This is a genomic window from Burkholderia sp. SIMBA_062 (assembly GCF_046534765.1).
In the GTDB taxonomy this organism is placed as follows: Bacteria; Pseudomonadota; Gammaproteobacteria; order Burkholderiales; family Burkholderiaceae; genus Burkholderia; species Burkholderia ambifaria.
The window spans coordinates 41227-66054 of sequence record NZ_JAWRYD010000016.1; the positions used below are offsets into that span (position 1 = coordinate 41227).

Below are 24828 nucleotides of genomic sequence, written 5' to 3' on the forward strand. Positions count from 1 at the left end.
GCCGCTTCAATCCGCGCCGGCCGGCGTCGGTGCGTGCGCGGCGATCAGGCGTTCGGCTTTCAGCGCCGCCCACAGTGCCGCCGGGATTGGCGCGGCCGCGAGACGCAGGTTCTCGTCGATGCGCTCGGGCCGGCTCGCGCCCGGGATCGCGGCCGCGACGGCCGGATGGGCGAGCGAGAACTGCAAGGCCACCGCACGTACGTCGACACCGAACCGTTCGCAGAGCCCGCGGATCCGCGCGACGCGATCGAGCATCGCCTGCGTGGCCGGCTGGTACTCGAAATGCGTGCCGCCCGCCAATACGCCCGAGTTGTACGGGCCGCCGATGATGATCCCGAGCCCGCGCGCGGCGCTTTCCGGCATCAGCCGTTCGAGCGCGCCCGCGTGATCGAGCAGCGTATAGCGCCCGGCGAGCAGGAAGCCGTCCGGATCCGAACGTTCGAGTGCGAGTTCGCACGGCTCGACGCGGTTCACGCCGAGCCCCCAGCCCTTGATGACTTTCTCGTCGCGCAGCCGCGTGAGCGCCTTCGCCGCGCCCGACATCGCGACGTCGAACACGTCGCGCCATGCGTCGCCGTGAAAATCGACGGCCGGATCGTGAATCCACACGGTGTCGAGCCGGTCGGTGCGCAGCCGTGCGAGGCTGGCCTCGATCGAGCGCAGCGTGCCGTCCGCGGTGTAGTCGTAGACGATCCGGTTCGGCAGGCCGTGACGGAACAGCCCGCCTTTTTCGCCGAGATCGCGTTGCGACGCGTCCTCGTGTTCGTCGAGGACGAGCCGGCCGACCTTGGTGCCGAGCGCATATTCGTCGCGCGGACGCCCGGCAAGCGCTTCACCGAGACGCAGCTCGGCGAGGCCGGCGCCATACAGCGGCGCGGCGTCGAAGTAGCGGATGCCGCCATGCCACGCCGCATCGACGGTGGCCAGCGCTTCGTCGTGCGGGATGTCCCGGTACATGTTGCCCAGCGGCGCGGTGCCGAAACCCAGGCGGGAAGGAAGCGTGATTCTCATGAGCAGTCCCGGAGTCGTTGCGGCCGCGAGCTCAGGCCGCGGCCTGCGCGAGCGTCGGATAGTCGATCAGGCCTTTCGCCCCGCCGCCGAACAGCGTGTTGCGATCGTGCGGCGCGAGCGCGGCGCCGGTGCGCAGGCGCTCGGGCAGGTCGGGGTTCGCGACGAACGGGCGGCCGAATGCGATCAGGTCGGCCCAGCCGGCGGCGATCGCTTCGCGGGCGCGTTCGGCCGTGTACGCGCCGGCGTAGATCAGCACGCCCGGGAACGCGGCGCGCAGTTGCCGCTTGAATTCGACCGGCATCAGCGGCGCGTCGTCCCAGTCGGCTTCCGCGATGTGCAGGTAGCCGATGCCGAGTTCGCCGAGCAGCTTCGCGGCGGCGAGGTAGGTCGTTTCCGGATCGTCGTCGACGCAGCCGTTCAGCGTGGTCAGCGGGGCGAGGCGGACGCCGACGCGCGACGCGTCGCCGGCGCCTTCGATCAGCGCCTGCACGACTTCGCGCAGGAAGCGCAGCCGGTTTTCCAGGGAGCCGCCGTAGGCGTCGGTGCGCGTGTTCGCGTTCGAGTCGATGAACTGGTTCACGAGATAGCCGTTCGCGCCGTGCAGCTCGACGCCGTCGAAGCCGGCCTCGATCGCGTTGCGGGCGGCGGCGCGGTATTGATCGACGATTTCGCGGATCTCGTCGACGGACAGCGCGCGCGGCTCGGACGCCTGCACGAAGCCCGGCGTGCTGCCGTCCTCGCCGGCGATGAACACGTTCACGCCTTTCGCCTGGATCGGCGACGACGACACTGGTTGCTCGCCGCCGAGCAGGCTCGTATGGCTGAGCCGGCCGACGTGCCACAGCTGCGCGAAGATGCGGCCGTGCGCGGCGTGCACGGCGTCCGTCACCCGGCGCCAGCCGGCGACCTGCGACGGCGTGTGGATGCCGGGCGTCCACGCGTAGCCCTTGCCGAGCGGCGCGATATAGGTGCCTTCGCTGACGATCAGGCCGGCGCTCGCGCGCTGCGCGTAATACGCGGCCATCAGTTCGTTGGCTTCGTCGCCGGGCTGGCTGGCGCGCGAACGCGTCATCGGCGGCATCACGATACGGTTCGGCAGCGTCAGCGCGCCGAATCGCAGCGGTTGAAAAAGCGGGTCCTGGGTCATGGTGATGTCCTGTGGGGTGCCGCGGCCGGCTGGCCGCGGACGAATCGATTACGGGGGCGGTGCGTTCAGTCCCACTTCGGCGCGAGGCCGGCCGGGTCGACTTCGCGGCCGTTGCGCTCGAGCGCGGCGATCTGCGCCATGTCTTCGTCGGTCAGGCGCAGCGTCCGCGCGAGCAGGTTGCTGGCGAGGTTCTCGCGCTTCGTCGACGACGGAATCACCGAGTAGCCGAGCTGCAGCGCCCACGCGAGCGCGACTTGCGCCGGCGTCGCGTCGTGACGTTGCGCGATCGCGCCGATCACCGGGTCGCCGAGCACCTTGCCGTAGGCGAGCGTCATGTACGACGTCACGTGGATGCCTTCGCCGTTCAGGAACTCGACCAGCTTGCGGTTCTGCAGGTACGGGCTCAGTTCGATCTGGTTCGTCGCGATCGCATCCTTGCCGACGGCCGCGATCGCTTCCTTCGTCAGTTCGATGTTGAAGTTCGAGATGCCGATCTGGCGCGTGAGGCCCTTCGCCTTCGCGTCGGCGAGCGCGGTCATGAACGTCTGGATCGACACGCCGTTGCCCGGAGCCGGCCAGTGAATCAGCGTCAGGTCGACGGTGTCGGTGCGCAGCTTGCGCAGGCTTTCCTCGAGGCTGGCCGCCAGTTTTTCCGGCACATAGTTGTCGACCCAGATCTTGGTCGTGAGGAACAGGTCTTCGCGGCGCACGCCCGAGGCGGCGATCGCTTCGCCGACTTCGGCTTCGTTGCCGTAGATCTGCGCGGTGTCGATCGCGCGGTAGCCGAGCTCGAGGCCATTGCGGACCGAGTCGATGACGACCTGGCCTTGCAGGCGGAAGGTGCCGAGGCCGAATGCGGGAACGTTGCTCATCGTGGGCTCCTGGGAAAGTGGAACGGGTTCGGTATGGAAGTCATTCTGGCGTTCCGGACTGATGAGATAAACGCCTTCAGAGGTCAAAAATATTTGATTCAGATTCAAAGATCGGGCGCCGGCCGGGGCGCGCGGCGGGCCGTGGCCGGCCTCATGCGACGCACGTATGCGCGTCGGTATCCGTACGGAACGCCGGTAGCACGTCCGCGGCAATCTCGGCCATCGTCTCGTCGAGCGGCCGGCAATTGCGGCGCAAATGCAGGCCGATGTGCCGCACGCCCGCGTCGCGCATCGCCGCGAGTTCTTCCGTCAGCGCGATGCGCCCGGCGCGCGCGCCGAAGCGGTGCCGCTGAAGCGGTTCGTGCGGATCTTCCGCGAGGTCGAGGTGGATGAAGCTCACGTACGGCTTGTCGCCGGCCACCGCGCGCCAGTTCGCGGCGCGCTGCAGGTGATCGGCCGGCGTGCCCGGATAGGCGAGGCAGCCGTCCATGTGTTCGCCGATCCATGCGGGCGTCTGCTGCGCGAGGCCTGCGACGAGCAGCGGCACCGGCGAACGCGCCGCCGGCAGCACCTCCAGGCCCGGCGGCAGGTGCCCGCGCGCGCCGTCGCGCAGCAGCGCGATCTGGTCGCGGAAATTCGCGCCGCGGGACGCGAAGTCGCGGCCGAACAGCGGATATTCGACCGGCCGGTCGCCGCTCGCGACGCCGAGCAGCAGGCGTCCGTCGCTCAGCTCCTGGATCGTCGCGGCCGATTTCAGCGTCAGCAGCGGTTCGCGCAGCGGCAGCACGACGGCCGCAGTGCCGAGCAGGATGTCGCGCGTGATGCCGGCGAGGTAGCCGAGATACGAGAAGGTCTCGAATACTTGCGCGGCGTCGCCGAACGACGGGTCGTACACCGGCACGTCGCGCACCCAGAGTGCGCGGAAGCCGAGCGTGTCGGCCAGTCGAGCGAGCGTCGCATGAAGTTCCAGGTCGGGCACGCCGGGGCGACGGCCGTCGCGCTGGCGCTTCGCGGCGCCGGCCAGCGACCAGTCGTTGTCGAGCGGCAGTTCGATGCCGATGCTGAAGCCGCCGCTGGCGAGCTTGTCGAGTGAAGTGGGCATGGTCGGGTCGCTCCGTTCAGCGTGCGCGCAGGCTGCCTTCGAGCCGGTGGAAATCGAGCGAAGCCGCGGTGAAGAACGCGCGCGACGTGCCGGCGGTGAAATCGTCGAGGTGCACGACGGTTGCGCGGTCGGCTTCCTGCCACGAGATCGCGTAGGTCTCGCCGGCGACGTGCCGCCACGTGTACGCGACTTCGCCCTTCGCGCCGGCGTACGCACCTTCGGTGATCTCGTAGCGCATGTGGAGGCCGTCCTCGTCATACGCGTTGAGGGCGGCGAGGCCGTCGTAACGGACTTCGAAAGTCCTGCCGGCGAACGGCGGACGTTGGGTCGATACGTTCATGCTGATGCGCTCCTGCGGGAAAGTGACGTTCAATGGGCGAGTTCGACGGGTTCGGCCGTGCGTTCGGGCAAGCCCTGGCCGCGGTCGAGACGGCCGCTCAACGCGGTCAGCGCGAATGCGCCGAGCGTGACGGCGGCGGCGATCCACGGCGTATGGCCGAGGCCGACGTTCGCGACGATCAGGCCGCCGAGCGACGAGCCGCCCGCGACGCCGAGGTTGAACGCGGCGATGTTGAAGCCCGACGCGACGTCGGTGGCGTCCGGCGCGAAGTGGCGCGCCTGCTTGACGACGTACACCTGCAGGCCCGGCACGTTGCCGAATGCGACGGCGCCCCAAGCGAGCATCGTCAGCACCGCGAGCCACTTCACGTGCACCGTGAAGGTCAGCGCGAGCAGCACGATCGCGAGCAACAGGAAGATCCGCTTGAGCGCCTTCACGGGGCCCACGCGGTCGGCGAGCTTTCCGCCCCACACGTTGCCGAACGCGACCGACACGCCGTAGCCGACCAGCACGAGGCTGACCTGCGACGGCGTGAAGCCGGCGATCTGTTCGAGCAGCGGCGCCATGTAGGTGAACGCGATCAGCGAGCCGCCGTAGCCGACCGCCGTCATCGCATAGACGAGCAGCAGGCGCGGCTGGGCGAGCACGCGGAACTGGCGGGCGAGCGGCGCCGGCGGCGTCCGCGGGAGGCCGCGCGGCACGAACGCGACCGCGCCGACGAACGCGACGAGGCCGAACAGCGCGACGACCAGGAACGTCGCGCGCCAGCCGAAGTGCTGGCCGATGAAGGTGCCGAGCGGAATGCCGGCGACGAACGCCACCGTCATCCCGCTGAACATCGTGGCGATCGCGCTGGCGGCCTTGTCCTTCGGCACGAGCGTGGTTGCGATGATCGAGCCGACCGAGAAGAACACACCGTGGGCGAGGCCGGTGAGCACGCGCGCGACGATCAGCGATTCGTAGCCCGGCGCCTGCCAGGCCACGAGGTTGCCGACGGTGAACAGCGCCATCAGCGCGGCGAGCAGCGTCTTGCGCGGCACGCGGCCGGTGAGCGCGGTGAGAAGCGGCGCGCCGATCGCGACGCTCAGCGCATAGAGGCTGACGAGCAGGCCGGCCGACGGCAGGCTGACGCCGAGGTCGGCGCCGATCGTCGGGATCAGCCCGACGATCACGAATTCGGTGGTGCCGATGGCAAACGCGCTGATGGTCAGCGCAAGCAGGGCGAGTGGCATGACGGGGGGCTCCAGGGTCCGGTGACGATGGAGCGCAGTGTGCCGTCTTTACTTTTGCGGAAAAATGGGTCTATAAACCAAATTGTTTTGATTTTGGATCAACAATCCAGCAATGAAGATCACACTCGACGAACTCCAGGCCTTTGCCGCCGTGGTCGACTCCGGTTCGATCACCGCGGCCGCGCAGCAGCTCGACCTCACCGTGTCGGCCACGAGCCGCACGCTCGCGCGGCTCGAGGAGAAGCTGAAGACCACGCTGCTGCGCCGGACCACGCGCCGGCTCGAATTGACCGAGGAAGGACGTGCGTTCCTGCAGGATGCGCGGGCAATCATCGAATCGGTCGAGAACGCCGAGGAGCAGATGCTCGCGCGGCGCGAGATGCCGTCGGGGCGATTGCGCGTCGATGCCGCGACGCCGTTCATGCTGCACGTGATCGTGCCGCTCGTGCACGGCTACCGCGAACGGTTCCCGAAGGTCGAACTGGAGCTGAACAGCAACGAGGGGATCATCGACCTGCTGGAGCGGCGCACCGACGTCGCGATCCGCATCGGCCGGCTCAAGGATTCGACGCTGCACAGCCGGCGCATCGGCAACAGCCGGCTGCGCATCCTTGCGAGCCCGGCGTATATCGAAGCGCACGGCCAGCCGCGCAAGGTCGAGGATCTCGCCAAGCACACATTGCTCGGCTTCACGCAGCCCGAATCGCTGAATGTATGGCCGATCCTCGGCACGGACGGCGAGCCGTGCCGCATCGAGCCCGGCATCTGGTCGTCGAGCGGCGAGACGCTGCGGCAGCTCGCGTTGGAGGGAGCGGGCGTCGTCTGTCTGTCCGATTTCATGACCGCGCAGGATCGCGAGGCCGGCCGGCTCGTGCAGGTGCTCGCACGGCAGACGCTCGACGTCGAACAGCCGATCAACGCGGTGTATTACCGGAACACCGCGATTTCGTCGCGGATCGCGTCGTTCGTCGATTACATGATCGAGGTGCTGGGCGGTGGCAGCGGCGGAAGCGGGGCGCCGGCGCGGCGCAAGGCCGCGTGGATGGAGCCGCTGTAACAGTGGAGCGCTGGAAGGTGGCAGGCGGCCGGGGGCTGGGGGCGGGCGCCCGATCCGGCGCCCCGTGTGATCCGGCATGCCGCACGGCGCGTGCGCCGCGGGCCTGCCGTCATGCCGTGGTCAGGCTTCCTCGGACCACGACATGCTGTCCCGCGCCAGCAGCGCCGACGAGGCCGCCGGCCCGAACGTGCCGGCCGTGTAGAGGCGCGGACGGTCGCCGAGTTGCTTCCAGCCGTTGAGGATCGGCTCGACCCACGACCACGCGGCTTCGAGCTCGTCGCGGCGCATGAAGTGCGTGAGACGCCCGCGGATCACGTCGATCAGCAGCCGCTCGTAGGCTTCCGCGCGCCGTTCCGGAATTGCCTGCTGCAGGTCCAGGTTCAGGCTCACGGGCACCATCTTCATCCCGCTGCCCGGCTCCTTCGCGAGCATCTGCAGCTGGATCGATTCTTCCGGCTGCAACTGGATCACGAGGCGGTTGCTGTAGTGGCGCGGGCCGGTCGGGATGATCGAGAACGGCATGTCCGCGAACTCGATCACGATCTCCGACTGGCGGCGCTGCAGCCGCTTGCCGGTGCGCAGGAAGAACGGCACGTTCGCCCAGCGCCAGTTGTTGATGTGCGCGCGCAGCGCGACGAAGGTTTCCGCGTGGCTGTCCGCCGGTACGTTGTCTTCCTCGAGATAGCCCTTGACCGGCTGGCCGTCGACCGCGCCGGCCGTGTACTGGCCGCGCACCGTATCGCGCGCGACGTCCGACAGCGCCATCGGCCGCAGCGAGCGCAGCACCTTCAGCTTCTCGTCGCGCACCGCGTCCGGGTCGAGCGACACCGGCGGCTCCATCGCGACGATGCACAGCAGTTGCAGCAGGTGGTTCTGCACCATGTCGCGCAGCGCGCCGGTATGGTCGTAGAAGCCTGCGCGGCTGCCGACGCCGACCGTCTCCGCCACCGTGATCTGCACGCTGCGGATGCTCGGCGCCTGCCACAGCGGCCCGAAGATCGGGTTGCCGAAGCGCAGCACCATCAGGTTCTGCACGGTTTCCTTGCCGAGGTAATGATCGATCCGGTAGATCTGCGATTCCGCGAAATGCCGGCCGACCGCATCGTTGATCGCCTGCGCCGACGCGAGATCGTGGCCGAGCGGCTTTTCGAGCACGACGCGCGAGCGCGCATCGACGAGGTGCGCGGCCGACAGGTTGTCGCAGATCGTCGTGAACAGCTCCGGCGACGTCGACAGGTAGAACACGTGGATCGCGTCGGCGCGCGCCGCTTCGGCGAGCCGCGCGTAGTCTTCCGGCGCGTTCACGTCGATCAGCACGTACTTGAACAGGTCGAGGAAACGGGCCCACGCACCGGCGTCGAACGCCTTCTCGTCGATGAACGGGCGCGACTGCTCGTCCATGAACTTGCGGTAGCCGTCGATGCCCCAGTCGCGCCGGCCGACCGCGATGATGCGCGTCTGCGGCGGCAGATTGCAGTGCAGGTGCGCCATGTACAGCGCGGGCAACAGCTTGCGGGCGGCCAGGTCGCCGCCGCCGCCGAAGATGATCATGTCGACGGGCTGGTCGGCTTCGGTCTGGTTGGGCTGATTCGTCATGAGTGGTTCGCGGTCTGAAACGGGTGAGCGTGGAACGAACGTCGAAGCGCCGGCCGCCGGTGCGTTGGCGCGCCAGTACGTGAAAACGCTAATAGTGCACGCTTTTGACCAATTGCGGATGGGTTCCCCCGTATGTAACAGGGCTTGCCGTCCAGCCGTGGGTGCGATTATGATTGAGCGCTCACTCATTAAAGGAATCGAACGTGGCCCGACCGCGCAGTCCCGACAAGCACGACGCCATCCTCGCCGCGGCCGCCCGCGCGCTCGCGGAGGACGGCGCGAGTGCGACCACCGCGCGCATCGCGCGGCTCGCCGGCGTCGCGGAAGGCACGGTGTTCACCTATTTCGAGACCAAGGATGCGCTGCTGAACGCGCTGTACCTGAGCCTGAAGGCCGACCTGCGCGACGCGATGATCACCGGGTTTCCGGAGCATGCGCCGGCCGAGCAGGCCATGCGGCATGTGTGGAACAGCTATGTGTCGTGGGGCATCGCGGATCCGCACGGGCAGCGCGCGCTCCGGCAGCTCGACGTGAGCGGCCGCATCGACGACGCGCATCGCGCGGCCGGCACCGAAGGCTTCGGCGCGATCACCGCGCTGCTGCGCGCGCAGCGTGCCGCCGCGGGCGGGCTCGACGCCGACCACGCGCATGCGTTCTGCACGGCGCTGTTCACGTCGATCGCGGAAACGGCGATGGAGTCGATCGCACGCGATCCGGCGCGGGCCGATGCGTACCGGGAAGCCGGGTTTCGCGCGCTGTGGGCCGTGCTGCACGCGGTGTGATAGCGGCGAGTTGTAGAGAGATGAGGGGCGGCGCGTTCGGTTCGGGCGTCGCCGCGACGAATGGAAGGCGGTTTCAGGCAGGGCGCTGCACGGTGAAAACGACCGGTTCAGCGCCCATATTAATGAGTGAGTAATCATTCATTTTGGCGGTTTCAACTTTACGGAGAAATGGAAATGTCGAAAGTCTGGCTGGTGACAGGGGCCGCGCGCGGCCTGGGGCATGCGATCTCCGAAGCGGTGCTGGCGGCGGGCGACCGGCTGGTGGCCGGTGCGCGCGATCCGGCGCGGCTCGCCGATCTGGAAGCGCGGTACGGCGACCGGCTGCTGCCGATCGAGCTCGACGTGACCGACGCAGCGGCGGCCGCGCATGCCGTGGCCGCCGCCCGCGACGCGTTCGGACGCATTGACGTGCTGGTGAACAACGCGGGCTACGGTCATACGGCGCCGTTCGAGCAGATGGGCGCCGACGCCTTCCGCGACCAGATCGAAACGAACCTGTTCGGCGTGGTCAACCTGACGCGCGCGGTGCTGCCGACGATGCGCGCGCAACGCGCGGGCCACATCTTCCAGGTGTCGTCTGTCGGCGGGCGCACGGCGACGGTCGGCCTGTCCGCGTATCAGGCCGCGAAGTGGGCGGTCGGCGGGTTCAGCGACGTGCTGTCGAAGGAAGTCGCGCCGTTCGGCGTGCGCGTGTGCACGCTCGAGCCGGGCGGGATGCGCACCGAATGGGCCGCGCAGGCGAAGCGCCACGTCGACGGCCTGCTGCCCGACTATCAGCCATCGGTCGGGAAGATGCTCGAAGTGCTCGGTACGTACGGCGGCCACGAGGTCGGCGATCCCGCACGGATCGCGGCGCTGATCGTCGAGCTGTCGCGTCGCGACGACGTGCCGATGCGTCTGCTGCTCGGCAGCGATGCGCTGTTCGTGTGCGAGCAGGCGGAAACGCAGCGCGCGGAGGAGGCGGCACGGTGGCGGGACGCGACGCTGTCGACGATGTTCCCTGACGCGACGCTGCCGGACGGGTTGCAGACGTTGAAGGCGTGAAGCGAGCGCTGACCTGCTCCTGCTTGCCGTGAGCCGGCACGTCGGCACCGCGACATCCGTCTCGGCGTCGCGCCGTTCCAGCGTCCGGCTCGGCGAATCGTGCTGCGCCGACCGAGGCCGGCGCACGCGCTCAGCGCCCCAGCGCGTAGAACTCCGCGTTGGGCCGCATGTTCGTCACGTTCGCGAGGCGATTCGACATCCCGAAGAATGCCGAGATCGCCGCGATGTCCCAGACGTCCTCTTCGGTGAAGCCATGCGACTTCAGCGTGTCGAAGTCCGCTTCGCCCACCAGGTGCGCGGTCTGCGAAACCTTCATCGCGAAGTCGAGCATCGCCTTCTGCCGGACGGTGAGGTCGGCCTTGCGGTAGTTGGTCGCGACCTGGTCGGCGATCAGCGGATCCTTCGCGCGAATGCGCAGGATCGCGCCGTGCGCGATCACGCAGTACTGGCACTGGTTCACGGCGCTGGTGGCCACGACGATCATTTCCCGTTCGGCCTTGGTGAGGTTGCCCGGCTTGTCCATCAGCGCGTCGTGGTACGCCATGAACGCGCGAAACTCGTCCGGGCGATGCGCGAGCGTGAGGAACACGTTCGGGATGAAGCCCGACTTTTCCTGGACGGCGGCGATCCGTTCGCGAATGTCGTCGGGCAGGTCGTCGAGCGCCGGCACCGGAAAGCGGCTGACGGGCGCGTGGTTGGCAGCGGTCATGAGGTCTCCTGGATAAAGTGGCACGGGCGAATGCGACGCGCGAGCCGCCGGCCGGAAATGAAACGACGGGTTGCCTGTGCCGGCGTCATGCGTTGACGTCCACGACGATGCGGCCGCGTATCTTGCCGGCGGTCAGTTCCTCGGCAAGCGGTATGGCGTTGCCCAGTCCGACCTGATGACCGATCGCGCCCAGCTTCTCGACATCGAGATCGGACGCGAGCCGGCGCCATGCGTCCAGCCGCTCGGCGCGCGGGCACATCACGCTGTCGATGCCGACGAGCGTCACGCCGCGCAGGATGAACGGCGCGACGGTGGCGGGAAAGTCCATGCCGGCGGCGAGGCCGCAGGCCGTCACCACGCCACGATAGCGCGTGGTCGCGCACACGTTGGCGAGCACGTGACTGCCCGCGACGTCGACCGCGCCGGCCCAGCGTTCCTTGCCCAGCGGCTTGCCCGGTGCGCCGAATTGCGATCGGTCGAGGATGTCCGACGCGCCGAGCTGCCGCAGGTAGTCGGCATCGGCCGGGCGGCCGGTCACGGCGACGACGCGATAGCCGAGCCGCGCGAGAAGGGCGATGGCGACGCTGCCGACGCCACCTGCCGCGCCGGTCACCACGATCTCGCCATCGTCCGGGCGCACGCCGTGCCGTTCCAGCGCCATCACGCACAGCATCGCGGTGTAGCCCGCCGTGCCGATGGCCATCGCCTGCTGCGGCGAAAACGCGGACGGCAGCGGCACCAGCCAGTCGCCGTCGACGCGCGCCTTCTGGGCCAGGCCGCCCCAGTGCGTTTCGCCGACGCCCCAGCCGTTGAGCACGACGCGATCGCCCGCGCGGTAATCCGGATGCGTGCTGTGCTCGACCTCGCCGACCAGATCGATGCCCGGCACCATCGGGAACTTGCGGACCACCGGGCTCTTGCCGGTGATCGCCAGCCCGTCCTTGTAGTTCAACGTCGAATAGCCGACCCGGATCGTCACGTTGCCCGCAGGCAACTGCGCGTCGTCCAGCGTCTGCAGCCGCGCGTGCTGGCCGGTTTCGTCCTTGTCGATCACGATGCCCTGGAACATCCGTCCTCCTTTTTAGACCGATCGTCTAGTTAATGGCAAAAAAATTCAGCTGCGAGGCAATCCATTGAAGAAAAACTGCGCGAACAGCGCAAGCGGCACGTCGCTGCGTTCGAGCTTCGCGCGCAGCACGGCGCCTTCCCAGCCGATCCAGAAGCATGCGGCCAGCTCGGCGGGGTCTGCCGAATCGGCGAGTTCGCCGGCTTGCTGGGCGGCGGCCAGGCACGCGGCCAGCCGGCGTTGCCAGTCCTCGAACGTCGCGCGCAGACGCGCACGGAAACTGTCGGGCAGCGCGCCCATTTCCTGGCCGAGGTTGCCGATCAGGCAGCCGCGGCTGTATTCATGGCGCGCCATGCCGTCGCGCGCATCGTCGACGAATGCGCGCACGCGTGCCAGCGGCGATGGCTCGGGCTGGCTGAAATGACGGTCCAGCTTGCGGGCGAAGAAGTCCGCGTAGCGATCGATCAGTTCGAGGCCGAACGCCTCCTTGCTGTCGAAGTAGTGATAGAACGAGCCCTTGGGCACGCCGGCGCGCCCGAGGATCTCGTCGAGCCCCGTGGCCGAAAAGCCCTTCTCGGTGAGCACTTCCAGCCCGGTGCGCAACAGCATGTCGCGCGTCGCGACGAGGTCTTCGTGCTGCTTCGGTGGCCTGCCGCGGCGGCGAGGCGGATCAGTTCGAACGTCCATGGGCGAATAATAGACCGTTCGTCTCAAAAATCAATGGCTCGCTCTCCGACATGGCCGACGACGTGCCGGATCTTCGGTGAGATGTCACCCGGCCATCGGTCGACAATGCGGCCACGGTCCCCGTAGCTGAGCGCTTTCCCGAACGCGTGGCTGTCGGTCATCGTCGACCGGGAAGCGACCCGTCATCGGGAATGCGCTTCCCCGGCCTCGTCACGCTGAAACATCGGATTGCGAATCGATAGGAGAATCTTCAAGCCTTCACGAAAGCGAGGAGATCTGCATTGAGCACGTCGGCATTGACCGTCAGCATGCCGTGGCCGTAGCCCGGATAGGTCTTCAATGTGCCGTTCGCGAGCAGTTTGATGGCCTTCAGCGCGGCATTCTCATAGGGGACGATCTGGTCGTCTTCGCCATGCAGCACCAGCGTCGGCACGCTGATCGCCTTGAGATCACCGGTCTGGTCCGTCTCCGAGAACGCCTTGATGCCCTCGTAATGCGCGTTGGCGCTGCCCATCATGGCCTGGCGCCACCAGTTCTGGATGACGCCTTGATCGATCTTCGCGCCGGTTCGATTGAATCCGTAAAACGGGCCGCTCGGCACATCGAGAAAAAACTGAGCGCGATTGGCCGCCGTGCCGGCACGCAACCCGTCGAATACCTCGATCGGCACCCCGTCGGGGTTGGCCTGCGTCATCAGCATCAGCGGTGTCACCGCGCTGACCAGTATCACTTTGGCGACACGCCCGGCCGGCTCGCCGTGTCTCGCGACATAGCGGGCGACTTCGCCGCCGCCGGTGGAGTGACCGATATGCACTGCATGCCGGAGATCCAGCGCTTCGACCACGGCGAACGCATCGGCTGCGTAATGGTCCATGTCGTGACCTTCGGCGACTTGCGCCGAGCGCCCATGTCCGCGCCGGTCGTGGGCAATGACGCGATACCCGTTCGACAGGAAAAACAACATCTGGGCATCCCAGTCGTCCGACGAGAGCGGCCAGCCGTGATGGAAGACGATCGGCTGAGCATCCTTGGGGCCCCAGTCCTTGTAAAAAATCTGGACGCCGTCTTGCGTGGTAACGAATGACATGATGGTTTTCCTTTCGTACGGTTGCAGGGAGGTAACGGTTGCTGCGAATGTAGCCGTAGCGGCCGGGGCGGCGTCGAGCGGTCGATGCGTCGCGAATGCGGGATGCAGGCGAAAAGCCCCCCGCGTGATGGGCACGCTCGGCAGTTCGGCTTCGTGATTGGTGGCGTCAAAAGCAAATGCGACCAAGGCCACGGATTTCGCACGGTGATATCGACGATGTGAATGTCGACATGCGCGGCACGATTGCCGCGGATACCACCGCGAGCACCGCGAGGGTGAGAATCCGCGTCCGCGAGCGGCCATCAACGGACGCGACCGGATCGGCAAGTGCGTCGTTTCCGATGGCGCCGTTCGGCCTCGAACTCTGTCACGCAAGGTGTCGTCAAGCCGACGTCGCGCTCGGGTAATCGACGTAACCCTCCGCCCCTTGCGTGAACCACGTCGTCGGGTCGTTCGACGCAAGCGGAATCGCGTCGGCAAGACGGCGCGGGTAATCCGGATTCGAGATGAAAGGGCGCCCGAAAGCAACGGCATCGCCAATCCCGGCGTCGAGTTCCGCCTGGGCCCGGGCCGCGTCGAAATCCGAGTTGAGCACCAGCGGTCCTTTGAAAGCCGGGTGGATCCGCGCCGCGAGCGGGTCGAGATAGCCGACGCCGAAACTGCCGTTCAGTGGCGGCTCACGCAGTTCCAGGAACGCGATCCCTACCGTCGATAGCGCGTCGGCGGCCGCGATGAACAGCGGCAACGGATCGCTATCACGCACGCCCAGGGTTTCGCCGTTGGGAGACAGGCGAACGCTGGTGCGATCGGCTCCCACGACATCCGCGACAGCCTCGGTTACCTCGATGAGAAACCGGAGCCGATTGGAGATCGAGCCGCCATACGCGTCGTTGCGGAAGTTGGCGCTGTCTCGCAGGAATTGGTCGATCAGATAGCCGTTCGACGCATGCAACTGCACGCCGTCGAAGCCGGCCTGCAGTGCGTTACGTGCAGCGGCGGCGAATTGTTCGATCACGGCTGGAATTTCGTTCGTCGACAGTGCGCGCGCCGGCGTGTAGGACTGCTTTCCTTCGTAGGTATGAGCTTGGCCCGGTGCAGTCGTGGCGGACGACGACACAGGCTGCGCGCCATCGAGAAAGCTCGGATGCACCACGCGGCCCATATGCCAGAGCTGGGCAACGATGCGACCACCCGCCTCGTGCACGGCGTCGGTCACTTTTCGCCAGCCGGCAACCTGGGCAGGCGTCCACAGTCCGGTGGCGTAGGCCCAACCCAGCCCCTGCCGGGAAATGCCGATTGCCTCCGAGATGATGAGACCTGCGGATGCGCGCTGACGGTAGTAGTCCGCCATCATCGCGGTGGGCACGTGCTCGCGTGTTCCCCGCGCACGTGTCATGGGCGCCATCAGGATACGGTTGGGCGCTTCGATCGCGCCCAGTCGAATGGGATCAAACAGCGTAGGCACCAAACCTCCTTCTTGTTCCTTGTCAGCGTGGAAATACCGCGAGCCTTTCAGGCCACATCACACGAGACGAGAGCCGCCGTCGACGTGGATCGTCTCGCCGTTCATGAAACCGTTGCTCATCAGGAACACCACCGCGGCGCCCACTTCGTCGGCGGTACCCAGACGATGCAGCGGCAATTTTTCTTTCAATGCGTTCACGTACGCGTCGCGGCCGTCGCCGAGCGTGCGGGCCAGCAGCGGCGTGTCGGTGGTGCCGGGCGAGACGGTGTTGACGCGGCGCGGCGCCAGTTCAAGCACCAAACCCCGGGCCAGCGCTTCCATCGCGGCGGACGCCGACGCAAGAATGGCCGTGCCGTACGCATTGGGTCGGTCGGCCAGCACGCCCGAAATGAAGGTGATGGAGCCATCGGCGGCCAGGCGATCGCCGAGCGTGCGCAACGTGTGCACGGCTGCCCACACACGTTCGTCGAACGCCCGACGCAGATAATCGACATCCGCTTCCAGCACCTTGCCTGCCACGAAAGTGCCAGCGAGGAGGACGAGATGGTCGACGTGTGCGATGTCGGCCAGCGCCGCGGTGAGGGTCTCAGGCTTCGTCACGTCGGCGGCGCGCCAACCCGCAAAACCATTCTCGGCGGCGACGCGTTCGGCGCCCTCGGCGTTGAACCCGATCACGGTGACGTTCGCCCCCGCTGCCTTCGCTTGTTTGGCCGCGGAAAGGCCAATGCCGGAGGTTCCGCCGATGATGAGGACGGACTGGTTATCGAGTGAACGGGCGGCGAAATCGGTGGTCATGAAAGTAGGTCCTGTCGGCTGACGCAGCCCAATGCGGCGTCTTGGACAGCACTCTATACTTGCCGATTGATATTGATAACCAGCGCCAAACTCTCTTCAATCATTCCGCCATGGAACAAATCAGCCTGGACCGCCTGACGGGTCTCATTGCATTCAGCCGTGCGGCCTCGTTAGGGAGTTATTCGGCCGCCGCTCGGGCGCTCGGCGTCACACCGTCCGCGGTGAGCAAGAGCATCCAGCGTCTCGAGCAGCACTTCGAGCTCAAACTGTTCAACCGGACCACCCGATCATTGACGCTGACCCAGGAGGGGCGCGAACTGCATGAACGCACGTTGCGCCTGCTTGCGGAAATGGAGGCCATCGAGCAGGCCGCGGTCTCGGCGCGATCCGAGCCGGCCGGCATCCTGAAAGTGACCGCGCCGCTCCCGATCGGGATTCATCTGATCGCGCCTGCGCTACCTGCGTTTCGAAAGCGCTTTCCCAAGCTGTCCATCGACCTGCGCCTGGGCGACCATTTCGTCGATCTGGTCGGCGAAGGCGTCGATGTGGCCATTCGAGTAGGAGATCTAACCGGTTCTCGCTTGATCTCGCGCCAGCTTTCGCCTCACCATATCGGCGCCTACGCATCCCCCGACTATCTGGCCCGGCGCGGCGTCCCCAAACACCCCGACGACCTCGTGGATCACGATTGTGTGAATTTCCGCTTTCAAAGTTCAGGACAGGTCTATCGCTGGAATTTTGTCACCGGTGACGGATCGCTCGATCTGATACCTGACGCCGGCATCGTCGTCGATACCAGCGATGCCGTCGCCGCCGTGATGGTCGCCGGCGGAGGCGTTGGCATTACACCCGCCTATGTGGCCGCGTCCTACGTCAAGCGCGGGGAGCTTGTGCCGGTCCTCACCGAGTTCGTCGAACCGCGCTCCACGATCACGGCGCTGTGGCCGGAGAGCCGGCGCAGCAGCCCGAATGTCAAAGCATTCGTCGCACACCTGACGAAGGTGTTTGCTGCGTATGCGGCCGACAAGTGACGCCTGTCCGATGATGTTCAGATGGTGCGCCGCGGTAAGGCGGCGCGCCGGAAATCTGTGGAAGTCCCACGGCGTTCAGCCGCCCCGGATCACGAGCATTCGATCGCCACGGCGCTTTTCGACCGACTGAGCCTGATTTCTCCGAGGTACACGCTCTCGCCCAATCGGCACTCGCGCCAGGCGGTGCCGAGCGCATGCCGGATTTTGACTTTGTAGGCGCCGCTGCCCTTGGCGAGGCCATCGAAGCGGAAATCACCGAAACCGTCCGAGACCGTTTCCGCGATCTGCAGATTGCCGTAGTACAACGCGACGACCGCATCCGCGACACACTCGACCGCGTCTCCTGGCTGGACACTGATACTTCCGCCGACGAAGCACGTTTCCCAGCGCTCGAGGCCGCTGTACCACACGCGGGGCTTCGTGCTCAGGTCGGGTCGCAATACCTTGAGTCCCTCCCGTCGGGCCTTCTCGGCCATCGCCGTGTCATCGAGCTTGACCGTCTCGAAGACATCGGTGGGGCACGACTGCTGACAACGCGGGCGGGGCCAACCCTGGTCGAGCAAATGCGCATCGAAGATCCAGATCTGGGGCAGTTGCAACGCTTCGTTCCAGACGATTGCCTTGTAAGGGCAGGCCTTGACGATGTCCTTTCGGCCTCGTGCCTTGTCCGGGTCGATGATGACGATGCCGTCGGCACGCTTGCGAATGGCGCCGCCTCCGATCCGCATGCAGGGCGCGTCGTCGCAGTGGTTGCACATGACCGGCAAATAAGTGGTCCGGACCATATGCGCGGCGCCCTGTACGCGACGCAGGATGCGGATGGGGCTCTCGGCGTTGGCCGAGGCGGGCGCGGCGTAACCGGGAAAGTCGTTGCCGACGTGTTCGTCGCGCGTGGCGATCACGCAGTTCTGGCAGTTCTCGCAACGCCCGACCTTGATAATCAGGTTCCACTTGCTCATTTGACATTCCTCACGCTGCGCGACCGAGCATGAACGCTTCGGCACCGCGCCATTTCTCGACCTGCACCAGGCAGGAATTCGGGCTCATGCTGCTGGTGCCGGCGGTCTGCGGCCGGTCAGGGGTGAGCATGTTCATGCAGCCGCCAATCTCGACTTGCTCGCCGTCGATTTCGATCAACTGAAATTCGGCGCTCGCCTCGTAGGACTTCACCACGCCGGCGTTCACGAGCGGCGAGACATCGGCCGCACAGATCACGGCGCCGCGGTCGTTGTGCACCTTGACGAGGTCCCGATGGGCAATGCGTCGAACGGCGGCGTCGGCCGGATTGAGCCTCAGCAGCCAGAATCGGTGCCCCGCGATCAGCGCGCGATGATCGTCGATGCCGTTCACCGCGGAGTTCTTGCCGTCACAATGGGTATGAAAGCTGTAACGGCTGTGGGTGGCGATCAATTGCAGCGGATAGCGCCGAGCCAGATCCGAGCGCAGGCCCTCCCAGGAGGGGATATACCGGTTGAGCGGCGGCCGCTCGGGATTGTCCGCCGTGTGCCGCTTCAGCAACTCGGGCACGAACTCCAGCTTGCCGCTTGGCGTCTGCAGGCCCTTGCCGAATTTCTCCGAGAACTGTGACGGCAGCGGATGAGGTTCCGGCAGGTCCTTTCTCCGGTCTTCCGCATACCAACGCATGTCCACGGGATGGCGAAGCTCGGGTTTTTCGGGCGGCACGACGAAGTAGCCCTTGCGGCAGAATTCGCGCCACGAAATATGATCGGGCAGATCCGACGAGTCGAAGACGCGCTTGACCCAGTCGAGATCGCTGCAGCCTTCGGTGAAAATGCCACCCAGGCCCAACCGAATCAGGATGGCGGTGAAGATGTCGTAGTCGGAGCGGGACTCGCCCAAAGGCTCGATGCACTTGTGCTGCATTGTCAGCATGCGATGGTTGACCGTGCCATACCCGTGGTGGGCGTAGCCGCCCGAATTCGCCCATTCCCCGATGTCCCAACGCTCCAGCGACGTGCACGCGGGCAGGATGATGTCGGCGAACTGTGCCTCGCCTTCCATCCAGATCGACTGATTGACCACGAACTCGATGCTCGAGTGCCGATAGGCCTGCGTCCAGCGTCCGGAATTCGTCACGGTACTGAACGACGACCCGCCATAGCGATAGATCATGTGGATCGGTGAATAGCCGGGCATCGGGTAGGTGAACGGCGCGAACTGCGCTTCCTGGGACATGCCGTCCCACAGATAACCGGTGGCGTGACCGTTGATGATCGCATCGGGCATCTGCTGTCGCGGCACCATCTGCTTGACAGGATTCATGGTGAGGATGTGCGGCATGCGCTGGTAGTTGTCCACCGCATTGGCGGTCCACGCCAGGTCGCCTGAAATGCCGCCGTCCGCGTAGCCGGGGAAGTAGAACTGGAGATCGTGCGGGACGCCGATTTCGAGGCAGCCGAAATTCACCCCCGGTTTGCCCCAACCCTGCATGGCCATCATCATGATCATGCAGCGCGCCCATTGCGCCCCGGTCGCCCCGCGGCCCGCGCCACCGAATCCCGCGCCGGTCATCCCGACGGCGAGATGAACCTTTTTGTTTCCCCACAGGCGCGCAAGGGCGCGGACGTCCTTGGCGGGCACGCCGGTCTCGCTCTCCTGCCACTCTGGCGTCTTGGGCGTACCGTCGGCTTCGCCCAGCAGGTAGGCTTTCCAATCGTCGAAACCGGTCGTGCGCGTCGCGACGTAATCCTTGTCGTACAGGCCTTCCACGGCCCATACGTACATGATCGCGGTAGCCAGCGCGGCATCGGTTTGCGGCCGGACCGGGATCCAGCGGCCGCCCAGCAGCTGCGCGGTCGGATTGCAGTGCGGGTCGATATGAACGAACTCGATGCCGAGTTCCTTGGCCCACAGACGGCGTGGCGTTCCCTCGAATCCCGCGTAGGCCCCGTTGGTACTCTCGGGGTCGCAGGACCAGAAGACGATCATTTCGGTTTCCTTGAGAGCGTCCTCGAGGCCGCCATAGCCGGAGGGCACGCCGACGCGCATCGAGTTGCCGAAATGGTGCATGGCGCCCCAGTACCAGCCTTCCCAGCTGTCCGGATTCGCGGCGACTCGCGTGAAGCCGATCAGGTTGGCGAAGCGCGTCAGCGCGCTGAGGTAGTAGCCCACGTTGCCCCACTGATGATGAGACGACATTGGGAACGTGATGGAACCGGGGCCGTGAACGCGCTTCTGCCGGTTGATCTCGTTGGCGACGATGTCCATGGCCTCGTCCCAGCTGATACGCACATACCCGGACTTGCCGCGGTTCTGGGGATTGCGCTCGCCGTCGGGGTCGAAGTCGACCCGTTTCATCGGGTGAAGGATGCGCTTGTCGGAGTAGACCAGCGACTTGAGCGTCAGCGCGTGCGGCGCGACCAAGCCACGCCGTGGCGGGCTGAAGCGGCGTCCACGTGCCTCGATCACCCAGCTTGACGCATCCGTATCGTCCAGCTCGATCGGCGTCACGCGGACGATGCGGCCATCCTTGACGTAGACGAACAGCGGCCCGCCATTGGTGCAGGTGGTGTAGCGTCGGGTGCCGTCGCGCATGGGCGTGCCCATCGGCAGACCGACGGTACGCATCATGCTCAGGGTTTGCATGAGCCAGACCAGCAGTTCGTCCTCGCCCTCCGTGACGACCTTGAAGTTCTTGGCGGCATGGATGATTTCGCCTTGGTCCGGGCGGGGGGAAAGAAACTTCAGGGCGGTGGCGACATCCTTGAAGGCCATGCGCACGTCGGGCCGCGGGTGCTTGCCGGCGCGCGACCGAATGCGGCCATTCCTGAACTCGATGACGCGACCCATGCTTTGATCCATGAGCCCGATCCACGCGACGAGATTGTGCTCCTTGAGCCGTTCCCGGTAGGCGGGGAAGCGGCGCGCCGTCAGGTCCAGAACCTTCGGCAAGGCAAACAGAATGGTCTTGAGAACCTGTCGTTTCATCGTTCAATCCTCTGTGTTGCTTCGATGCGGGGGGCTGGCATCCGTGCGTGCTCGTCAGAACGTATAGGCGACGTTCAGGAAAACGCTGACGGGATTGAGCCGGAGCGTCGATTTGGAAACGATCTGCGTCCCCGTCGCGGTCTGTCCGTATAACGTGAGGTGGGTCTTCACCGGCATGTAGTTGACGGAGGTTCCGACAGACCAGTGTCTTGTCACCGCGTAATTCACCCCGATCTCGAACACGGGGTTCCAAGAAGCGCTGAGCGTCGCGCGCGCCGAGCCGCCCGGCCCGAAGCTGTCGGAGACGAACCGGCTATTGGTTGCTCGAACCTGGGTGAACCACGTATAGTTCGCGCCAATGCCCAGGTACGGCCGGAATTTCGATGTTGCAGAAAACAGGTGGTATCGAAGTTCGATCACGGGCGGCATCGGCCGTGTCGTGCCGAGCGTGCCGTACTTCTGCAACGTCCCGTCGCCAATCAGATTTACCTTCAGCGGCATTCCAAACAGCATCGCGACGCCGAAGTTGTCGGTGACGTAGTACTCGGTGGTAATGCCGAGCGTATCCGTCGAACTGGCATGTGCGCCGCTACCGGCCAGTTCCTGATTCACCGTTACGCCGCCGACGCTTTGCACGATCAGGGGCGTTGCGTTGCCCTGTGGGGCGATGTGTAGCCATCCTACCGATGTCGTGATGCTTCCGGCCGTCTGTGCCTGTGCATCGTCGGCAAGCAAAGCCGAGCAGATAAAAACCGCCACGCCTGCGACATTCGTCGTCCGCCTGAAATTCATCGTGTGTCTCCTCTGTCTCGAACCGTTTCATGAATGAAAACTAATTTGGATACCTTATTGAGCGCGGCGATCTGCTTGCGACGTTGGTGCGATCCAGGCTAGCCGCGCTCCTTCATCGCCGCAGATTTGTTGCTGTCGGTCAGGATGACCGTGTTGGCTGCGCGGCGATCGAGATCGAGAACGCAAACGGAAAACGCCCCAGCACCACGCGCGCCGCAGGCTCGAGCCCGGGCTCGCTCAGCTCGACCGACACGGACATTCCGCCCGATTGGTCGGTCGTGACGTCGATCGATGCACCGGGGGCGCCGCCCTGGGCCAATGCCGCGCGCAGCGCGTCACGCGCCTCGCGGCGCTTGAGTTCCGGTTTGAAGATCTTGCCGACCCCCGTGAGCGGGATAGCTTCCACGATTCGGACGTGCTTGGGCAGCGCGGCGCGTTCGGCGATCTCCTGTTGCATGAACGCCGTCAGATCGTGCTCGGTAGCGCTCATCCCCGGCTTGAGCTGAACATACGCGACCGGCAGCTCACCGGCATGCGCATCGGGACGCCCGATTGCCGCGGCGAGCTGGACCGCCGGATGTCGATGAAGCGGTTCCTCGATCGCCGCGGGGTCGATGTTGTGCCCGCCCCGAATGATCAGTTCCTTCTTGCGGCCGGTCAGCCAGAAGTAGCCGTCGACGTCGCAGCGGCCGAGGTCGCCGGTGTTGAGCCAGCGCTTGCCGTCGCCGAGATCGAGCCACAGCGCCCCGTTCTGATCGGCACGCAGGTAGCCGGTGAAAACGTTCGGCCCGGAGATGACGAGCAGCCCTTCTTCGTTCACCGCGCAATCGCGCTGATACCGTCCCGCGTCGTCCACGACGACAGCTTTCATCGCCTGGAACGGGATGCGAAGCCCGATCGATCCCAGCCGGCGCTCGCCGGTCGGCGGGTTGACGCTGCTCACGCAGGTTCCCTCGGTCAGACCGTAGCCTTCGAGAATCCGGATGCCCGTCTTTTCCTGGAAGGCCCTGAAGACGCCGACCGGCATCGGCGCCGCACCGCACAGGCCGTATTCGAGCGAGTCGATAACATGTCCGTCGGCAGGAATGTCGAGCAGCGACGCGTAAAGTGTCGGGACGCCGCTGAAGAAATTGACGTGATGATGTTCGACGATTTCCCAGAAACGTTTGACGACACCGTCACCTCGGTAACCTTGCGGTGTGCCGAGCACGACGTGGGCGCCCCGCGAAAAAGGCAGCAGGCCGGTCACCATCGCGGCATTGACGTGAAAGAGCGGCAATCCGCAGAAAGTCGTCTTGCCGGGGCCGATGCTGTCGCCGAAGACCCGGCCGGCGCTCCATGCATTCGCCACTTCGTTGCCGTGGCTGCGCATCGCGATTTTCGGCAACCCTGTGGTTCCCCCGGTACAGAAGAACGAGGACATGTCGCCAGGTTGGATACGGCGCGCGGTGTCGAGCGCCGTACCGGATTCCCGCGCCATTTCCGTACCGAAGTCGTGGATCTGGATATGCGCGGGCACCGCGCCGCGCAAACCGCCATCGCCGTGCAGCTTCCGGCACGCGTCGCGCTGGAGCATGCGGGCCGCTGCTTGCGCCGTGCCCTGCACACGATCGGCCGGATCGACCAGCACGAGATGCCGCAGCGACTCGACCTGGTGAAGGATAGCCGCGACTTTCTGCCAGAGATCGGTCCCGGGAAATGGCGCGAGCGTCACGAGTACGCTCGCGCCGGCCGATTTGAGCAGATTGCCGATCGCTTCGCCTTCGAGCAACGGATTGATCGCACATACGATGCCGGCCGCCTGCCCGCCCCAGATCACGAAATGGGTTTCGGGAAGATTGGGCAGGACATAAGCGATCACCGAACGCGCGCTCACGCCGAGGCGCGTGAACAGGTTGGCCGTGCGCGTGATGTCACGAACCAGCTCGCGATAGGTCCAGCACTCGGCGTCGCGGTGCGCGTCGGCGGTCAGAAAAAAGGACAGCGCGGGGGCGGACGGATCGATGGCCGCGCCGGCGCAAATCATCTCGTATGTGCTGGCAGGGAGATCCGGCGGAAGGCCCTTCGCTTCGATCGCCAGCACGTCGTACCGGGTCGCGATGCCGTTCATGCTGCTTCGTCCACGATCTTGTTACGCTGCACGCCCAGATCGATCGTTCCGTCGCGGCTCGCGATCCGGGCTTCGACGATGTCTCCGGCCTTCAGGTACTGCGCGCGTCCCGCCTGCACCTTCATGAACATCTTCCACTTGAAGGATTCGGGAAACAGCGCCACGGCCCGCTGCTTGAGCGGCGACGGGATGCTGAGTGCGCAGCCGGCCGGCGTGCCGGTCGCGAGCAGGTCGCCGGCGCGAAGGTCGTGCACGCCCGACAACTCGGTCAACGTTTCTGCCGGACCATAGACGAGGTTCGAGGTCGAGTCGCGCTGACGCACCGCGCCGTTCACGGTCAACGTCAGGTCGAGCGCCTTCAGCTTCGGGAAGTCACGCCGCTCGAGCAGGCACAGATAGGGGCCGACCGGGCCAAAGGTCCGGAAACTCTTGCCCTTGTAGAACTGCATCTGCGGGATCTGGACATCGCGCGCGGAATAGTCGTTGACGATCACAGTGCCGGCGACGTAGTCGTGCAGGTTCTCGTCCGTGATCTGCCGGTGGGACGTGATGTCGCGTTTGAGGACGAGTCCGAGCTCGATTTCGTAGTCGAGAAACCGGACGTGTCGCGGTTTCACGACCGGCGAGTTGGCGGCGACGATGCAACTCGTCGCCTTCGTGAAGATCATGTTGAACTTTTTCGCGTCCGGATCCATGCCCGATTCGATCATGTGCTGACGATAATTCGCGCCCTGGCAAACGAATTGCTGGTTGGCTGTCACCGGAGGCAGCCACTCCACATCTGTTTCGGGAATCGTCGATCCGTCGAGCGCGGCGAGTCGTTCAACCGGATTCGCCGCGAGGAAGCTCGCGGTGGTTTCGAAGTCGCCGGGAATCGGCGTGACGGCGCCGTTGGCGGCCACACCCCATTGCGCGCGGCCGTTATGCCGGAAGTGCAGGACAAGCAGTGACATGG

Annotated in this window: 22 protein-coding genes; 4 read left to right on the forward strand and 18 right to left on the reverse strand. The window is 65.9% G+C overall.

All coding sequences use genetic code 11. The features are described from left to right. Positions 1–6: 6 nt before the first annotated feature. The 6 genes from SB786_RS18885 to SB786_RS18910 form a co-directional block, all read right to left on the reverse strand. A complete protein-coding gene (locus SB786_RS18885) occupies positions 7–1011 on the reverse strand; it encodes an aldo/keto reductase (protein WP_410728768.1) in 1005 nt (334 codons plus the stop codon). 31 nt (positions 1012–1042) lie between these two features. Beyond that, complete coding sequence (locus SB786_RS18890; protein WP_410728769.1) at positions 1043–2158, reverse strand: alkene reductase; 1116 nt, start codon at positions 2156–2158, stop codon at positions 1043–1045. 65 nt (positions 2159–2223) lie between these two features. Then, positions 2224–3030 carry a 2,5-didehydrogluconate reductase DkgB gene (gene dkgB / locus SB786_RS18895; protein WP_410728770.1) on the reverse strand — a complete coding sequence of 269 codons (807 nt, stop codon included), beginning with the start codon at positions 3028–3030 and terminating at the stop codon, positions 2224–2226. Between the two features lie 151 nt (positions 3031–3181). Further along, entirely contained in the window at positions 3182–4132 is a 951-nt protein-coding gene (locus tag SB786_RS18900) for an LLM class oxidoreductase (RefSeq protein WP_410728771.1), read from the reverse strand. Positions 4133–4148: 16 nt separating this feature from the next. Further along, positions 4149–4472 (reverse strand): MoaF-related domain-containing protein, encoded by a 324-nt coding sequence (locus tag SB786_RS18905; protein ID WP_410728772.1) that lies wholly within the window; start codon positions 4470–4472, stop codon positions 4149–4151. Positions 4473–4501: 29 nt separating this feature from the next. Next, positions 4502–5704 (reverse strand): MFS transporter, encoded by a 1203-nt coding sequence (locus SB786_RS18910; RefSeq protein ID WP_410728773.1) that lies wholly within the window; start codon positions 5702–5704, stop codon positions 4502–4504. Positions 5705–5816: 112 nt separating this feature from the next. Here SB786_RS18910 and SB786_RS18915 point away from each other — a divergent pair, with 112 nt between their 5' ends. Beyond that, the gene (locus tag SB786_RS18915) at positions 5817–6761 is read left to right on the forward strand and encodes a LysR substrate-binding domain-containing protein (protein ID WP_410728774.1); all 945 of its coding nucleotides are present in this window, start codon (positions 5817–5819) and stop codon (positions 6759–6761) included. A gap of 120 nt (positions 6762–6881) precedes the next feature. On the opposite strand, the gene zwf is transcribed toward SB786_RS18915, so the two are convergent. Beyond that, the gene (zwf, locus tag SB786_RS18920) at positions 6882–8357 is read right to left on the reverse strand and encodes a glucose-6-phosphate dehydrogenase (RefSeq protein WP_410728775.1); all 1476 of its coding nucleotides are present in this window, start codon (positions 8355–8357) and stop codon (positions 6882–6884) included. Between the two features lie 203 nt (positions 8358–8560). Between zwf and SB786_RS18925 the strand changes: the two genes are divergently transcribed. Beyond that, positions 8561–9139 (forward strand): TetR/AcrR family transcriptional regulator, encoded by a 579-nt coding sequence (locus tag SB786_RS18925; protein WP_410728776.1) that lies wholly within the window; start codon positions 8561–8563, stop codon positions 9137–9139. Between the two features lie 174 nt (positions 9140–9313). Further along, on the forward strand, positions 9314–10183 hold the full coding sequence (locus SB786_RS18930; RefSeq protein WP_410728777.1) for an SDR family NAD(P)-dependent oxidoreductase: 870 nt from the start codon (positions 9314–9316) through the stop codon (positions 10181–10183). 130 nt (positions 10184–10313) lie between these two features. Here SB786_RS18930 and SB786_RS18935 read toward each other — a convergent pair whose 3' ends face one another. The 6 genes from SB786_RS18935 to SB786_RS18960 form a co-directional block, all read right to left on the reverse strand. Then, a complete protein-coding gene (locus SB786_RS18935) occupies positions 10314–10892 on the reverse strand; it encodes a peroxidase-related enzyme (RefSeq protein ID WP_410728778.1) in 579 nt (192 codons plus the stop codon). Between the two features lie 85 nt (positions 10893–10977). Continuing rightward, positions 10978–11961 (reverse strand): MDR family oxidoreductase, encoded by a 984-nt coding sequence (locus SB786_RS18940; protein WP_410728779.1) that lies wholly within the window; start codon positions 11959–11961, stop codon positions 10978–10980. Between the two features lie 45 nt (positions 11962–12006). Further along, the gene (locus tag SB786_RS18945) at positions 12007–12645 is read right to left on the reverse strand and encodes a TetR family transcriptional regulator C-terminal domain-containing protein (RefSeq protein WP_410728780.1); all 639 of its coding nucleotides are present in this window, start codon (positions 12643–12645) and stop codon (positions 12007–12009) included. A gap of 250 nt (positions 12646–12895) precedes the next feature. After that, positions 12896–13732 carry an alpha/beta fold hydrolase gene (locus tag SB786_RS18950; protein WP_410728781.1) on the reverse strand — a complete coding sequence of 279 codons (837 nt, stop codon included), beginning with the start codon at positions 13730–13732 and terminating at the stop codon, positions 12896–12898. Between the two features lie 382 nt (positions 13733–14114). Further along, complete coding sequence (locus tag SB786_RS18955) at positions 14115–15197, reverse strand: alkene reductase (RefSeq protein ID WP_410728782.1); 1083 nt, start codon at positions 15195–15197, stop codon at positions 14115–14117. Positions 15198–15254: 57 nt separating this feature from the next. Then, positions 15255–15992 (reverse strand): SDR family oxidoreductase, encoded by a 738-nt coding sequence (locus SB786_RS18960; protein WP_410728783.1) that lies wholly within the window; start codon positions 15990–15992, stop codon positions 15255–15257. A 110-nt stretch (positions 15993–16102) separates the two neighbouring features. Between SB786_RS18960 and SB786_RS18965 the strand changes: the two genes are divergently transcribed. Next, positions 16103–17023, forward strand: coding sequence for a LysR family transcriptional regulator (locus tag SB786_RS18965; protein ID WP_410728878.1), 921 nt, complete (start codon positions 16103–16105; stop codon positions 17021–17023). Between the two features lie 89 nt (positions 17024–17112). Here the strand turns inward: SB786_RS18965 and SB786_RS18970 are convergent, their stop codons facing one another. From SB786_RS18970 to SB786_RS18990, 5 genes are all read right to left on the reverse strand, one after another. After that, the gene (locus SB786_RS18970) at positions 17113–17982 is read right to left on the reverse strand and encodes a 4Fe-4S dicluster domain-containing protein (RefSeq protein WP_410728784.1); all 870 of its coding nucleotides are present in this window, start codon (positions 17980–17982) and stop codon (positions 17113–17115) included. A 10-nt stretch (positions 17983–17992) separates the two neighbouring features. Continuing rightward, complete coding sequence (locus SB786_RS18975; RefSeq protein WP_410728785.1) at positions 17993–20971, reverse strand: molybdopterin-dependent oxidoreductase; 2979 nt, start codon at positions 20969–20971, stop codon at positions 17993–17995. A gap of 54 nt (positions 20972–21025) precedes the next feature. Next, positions 21026–21763 carry an OmpW/AlkL family protein gene (locus SB786_RS18980; RefSeq protein WP_410728786.1) on the reverse strand — a complete coding sequence of 246 codons (738 nt, stop codon included), beginning with the start codon at positions 21761–21763 and terminating at the stop codon, positions 21026–21028. Positions 21764–21902: 139 nt separating this feature from the next. Continuing rightward, positions 21903–23873, reverse strand: coding sequence for an acyl-CoA synthetase (locus SB786_RS18985; protein ID WP_410728787.1), 1971 nt, complete (start codon positions 23871–23873; stop codon positions 21903–21905). Further along, positions 23870–24826: a fumarylacetoacetate hydrolase family protein gene (locus SB786_RS18990; protein ID WP_410728788.1), complete on the reverse strand. Its 957-nt coding sequence runs from the start codon at positions 24824–24826 to the stop codon at positions 23870–23872. The genes SB786_RS18985 and SB786_RS18990 overlap by 4 nt, the downstream gene beginning before the upstream one ends. Between the last annotated feature and the right edge of the window lie 2 nt (positions 24827–24828).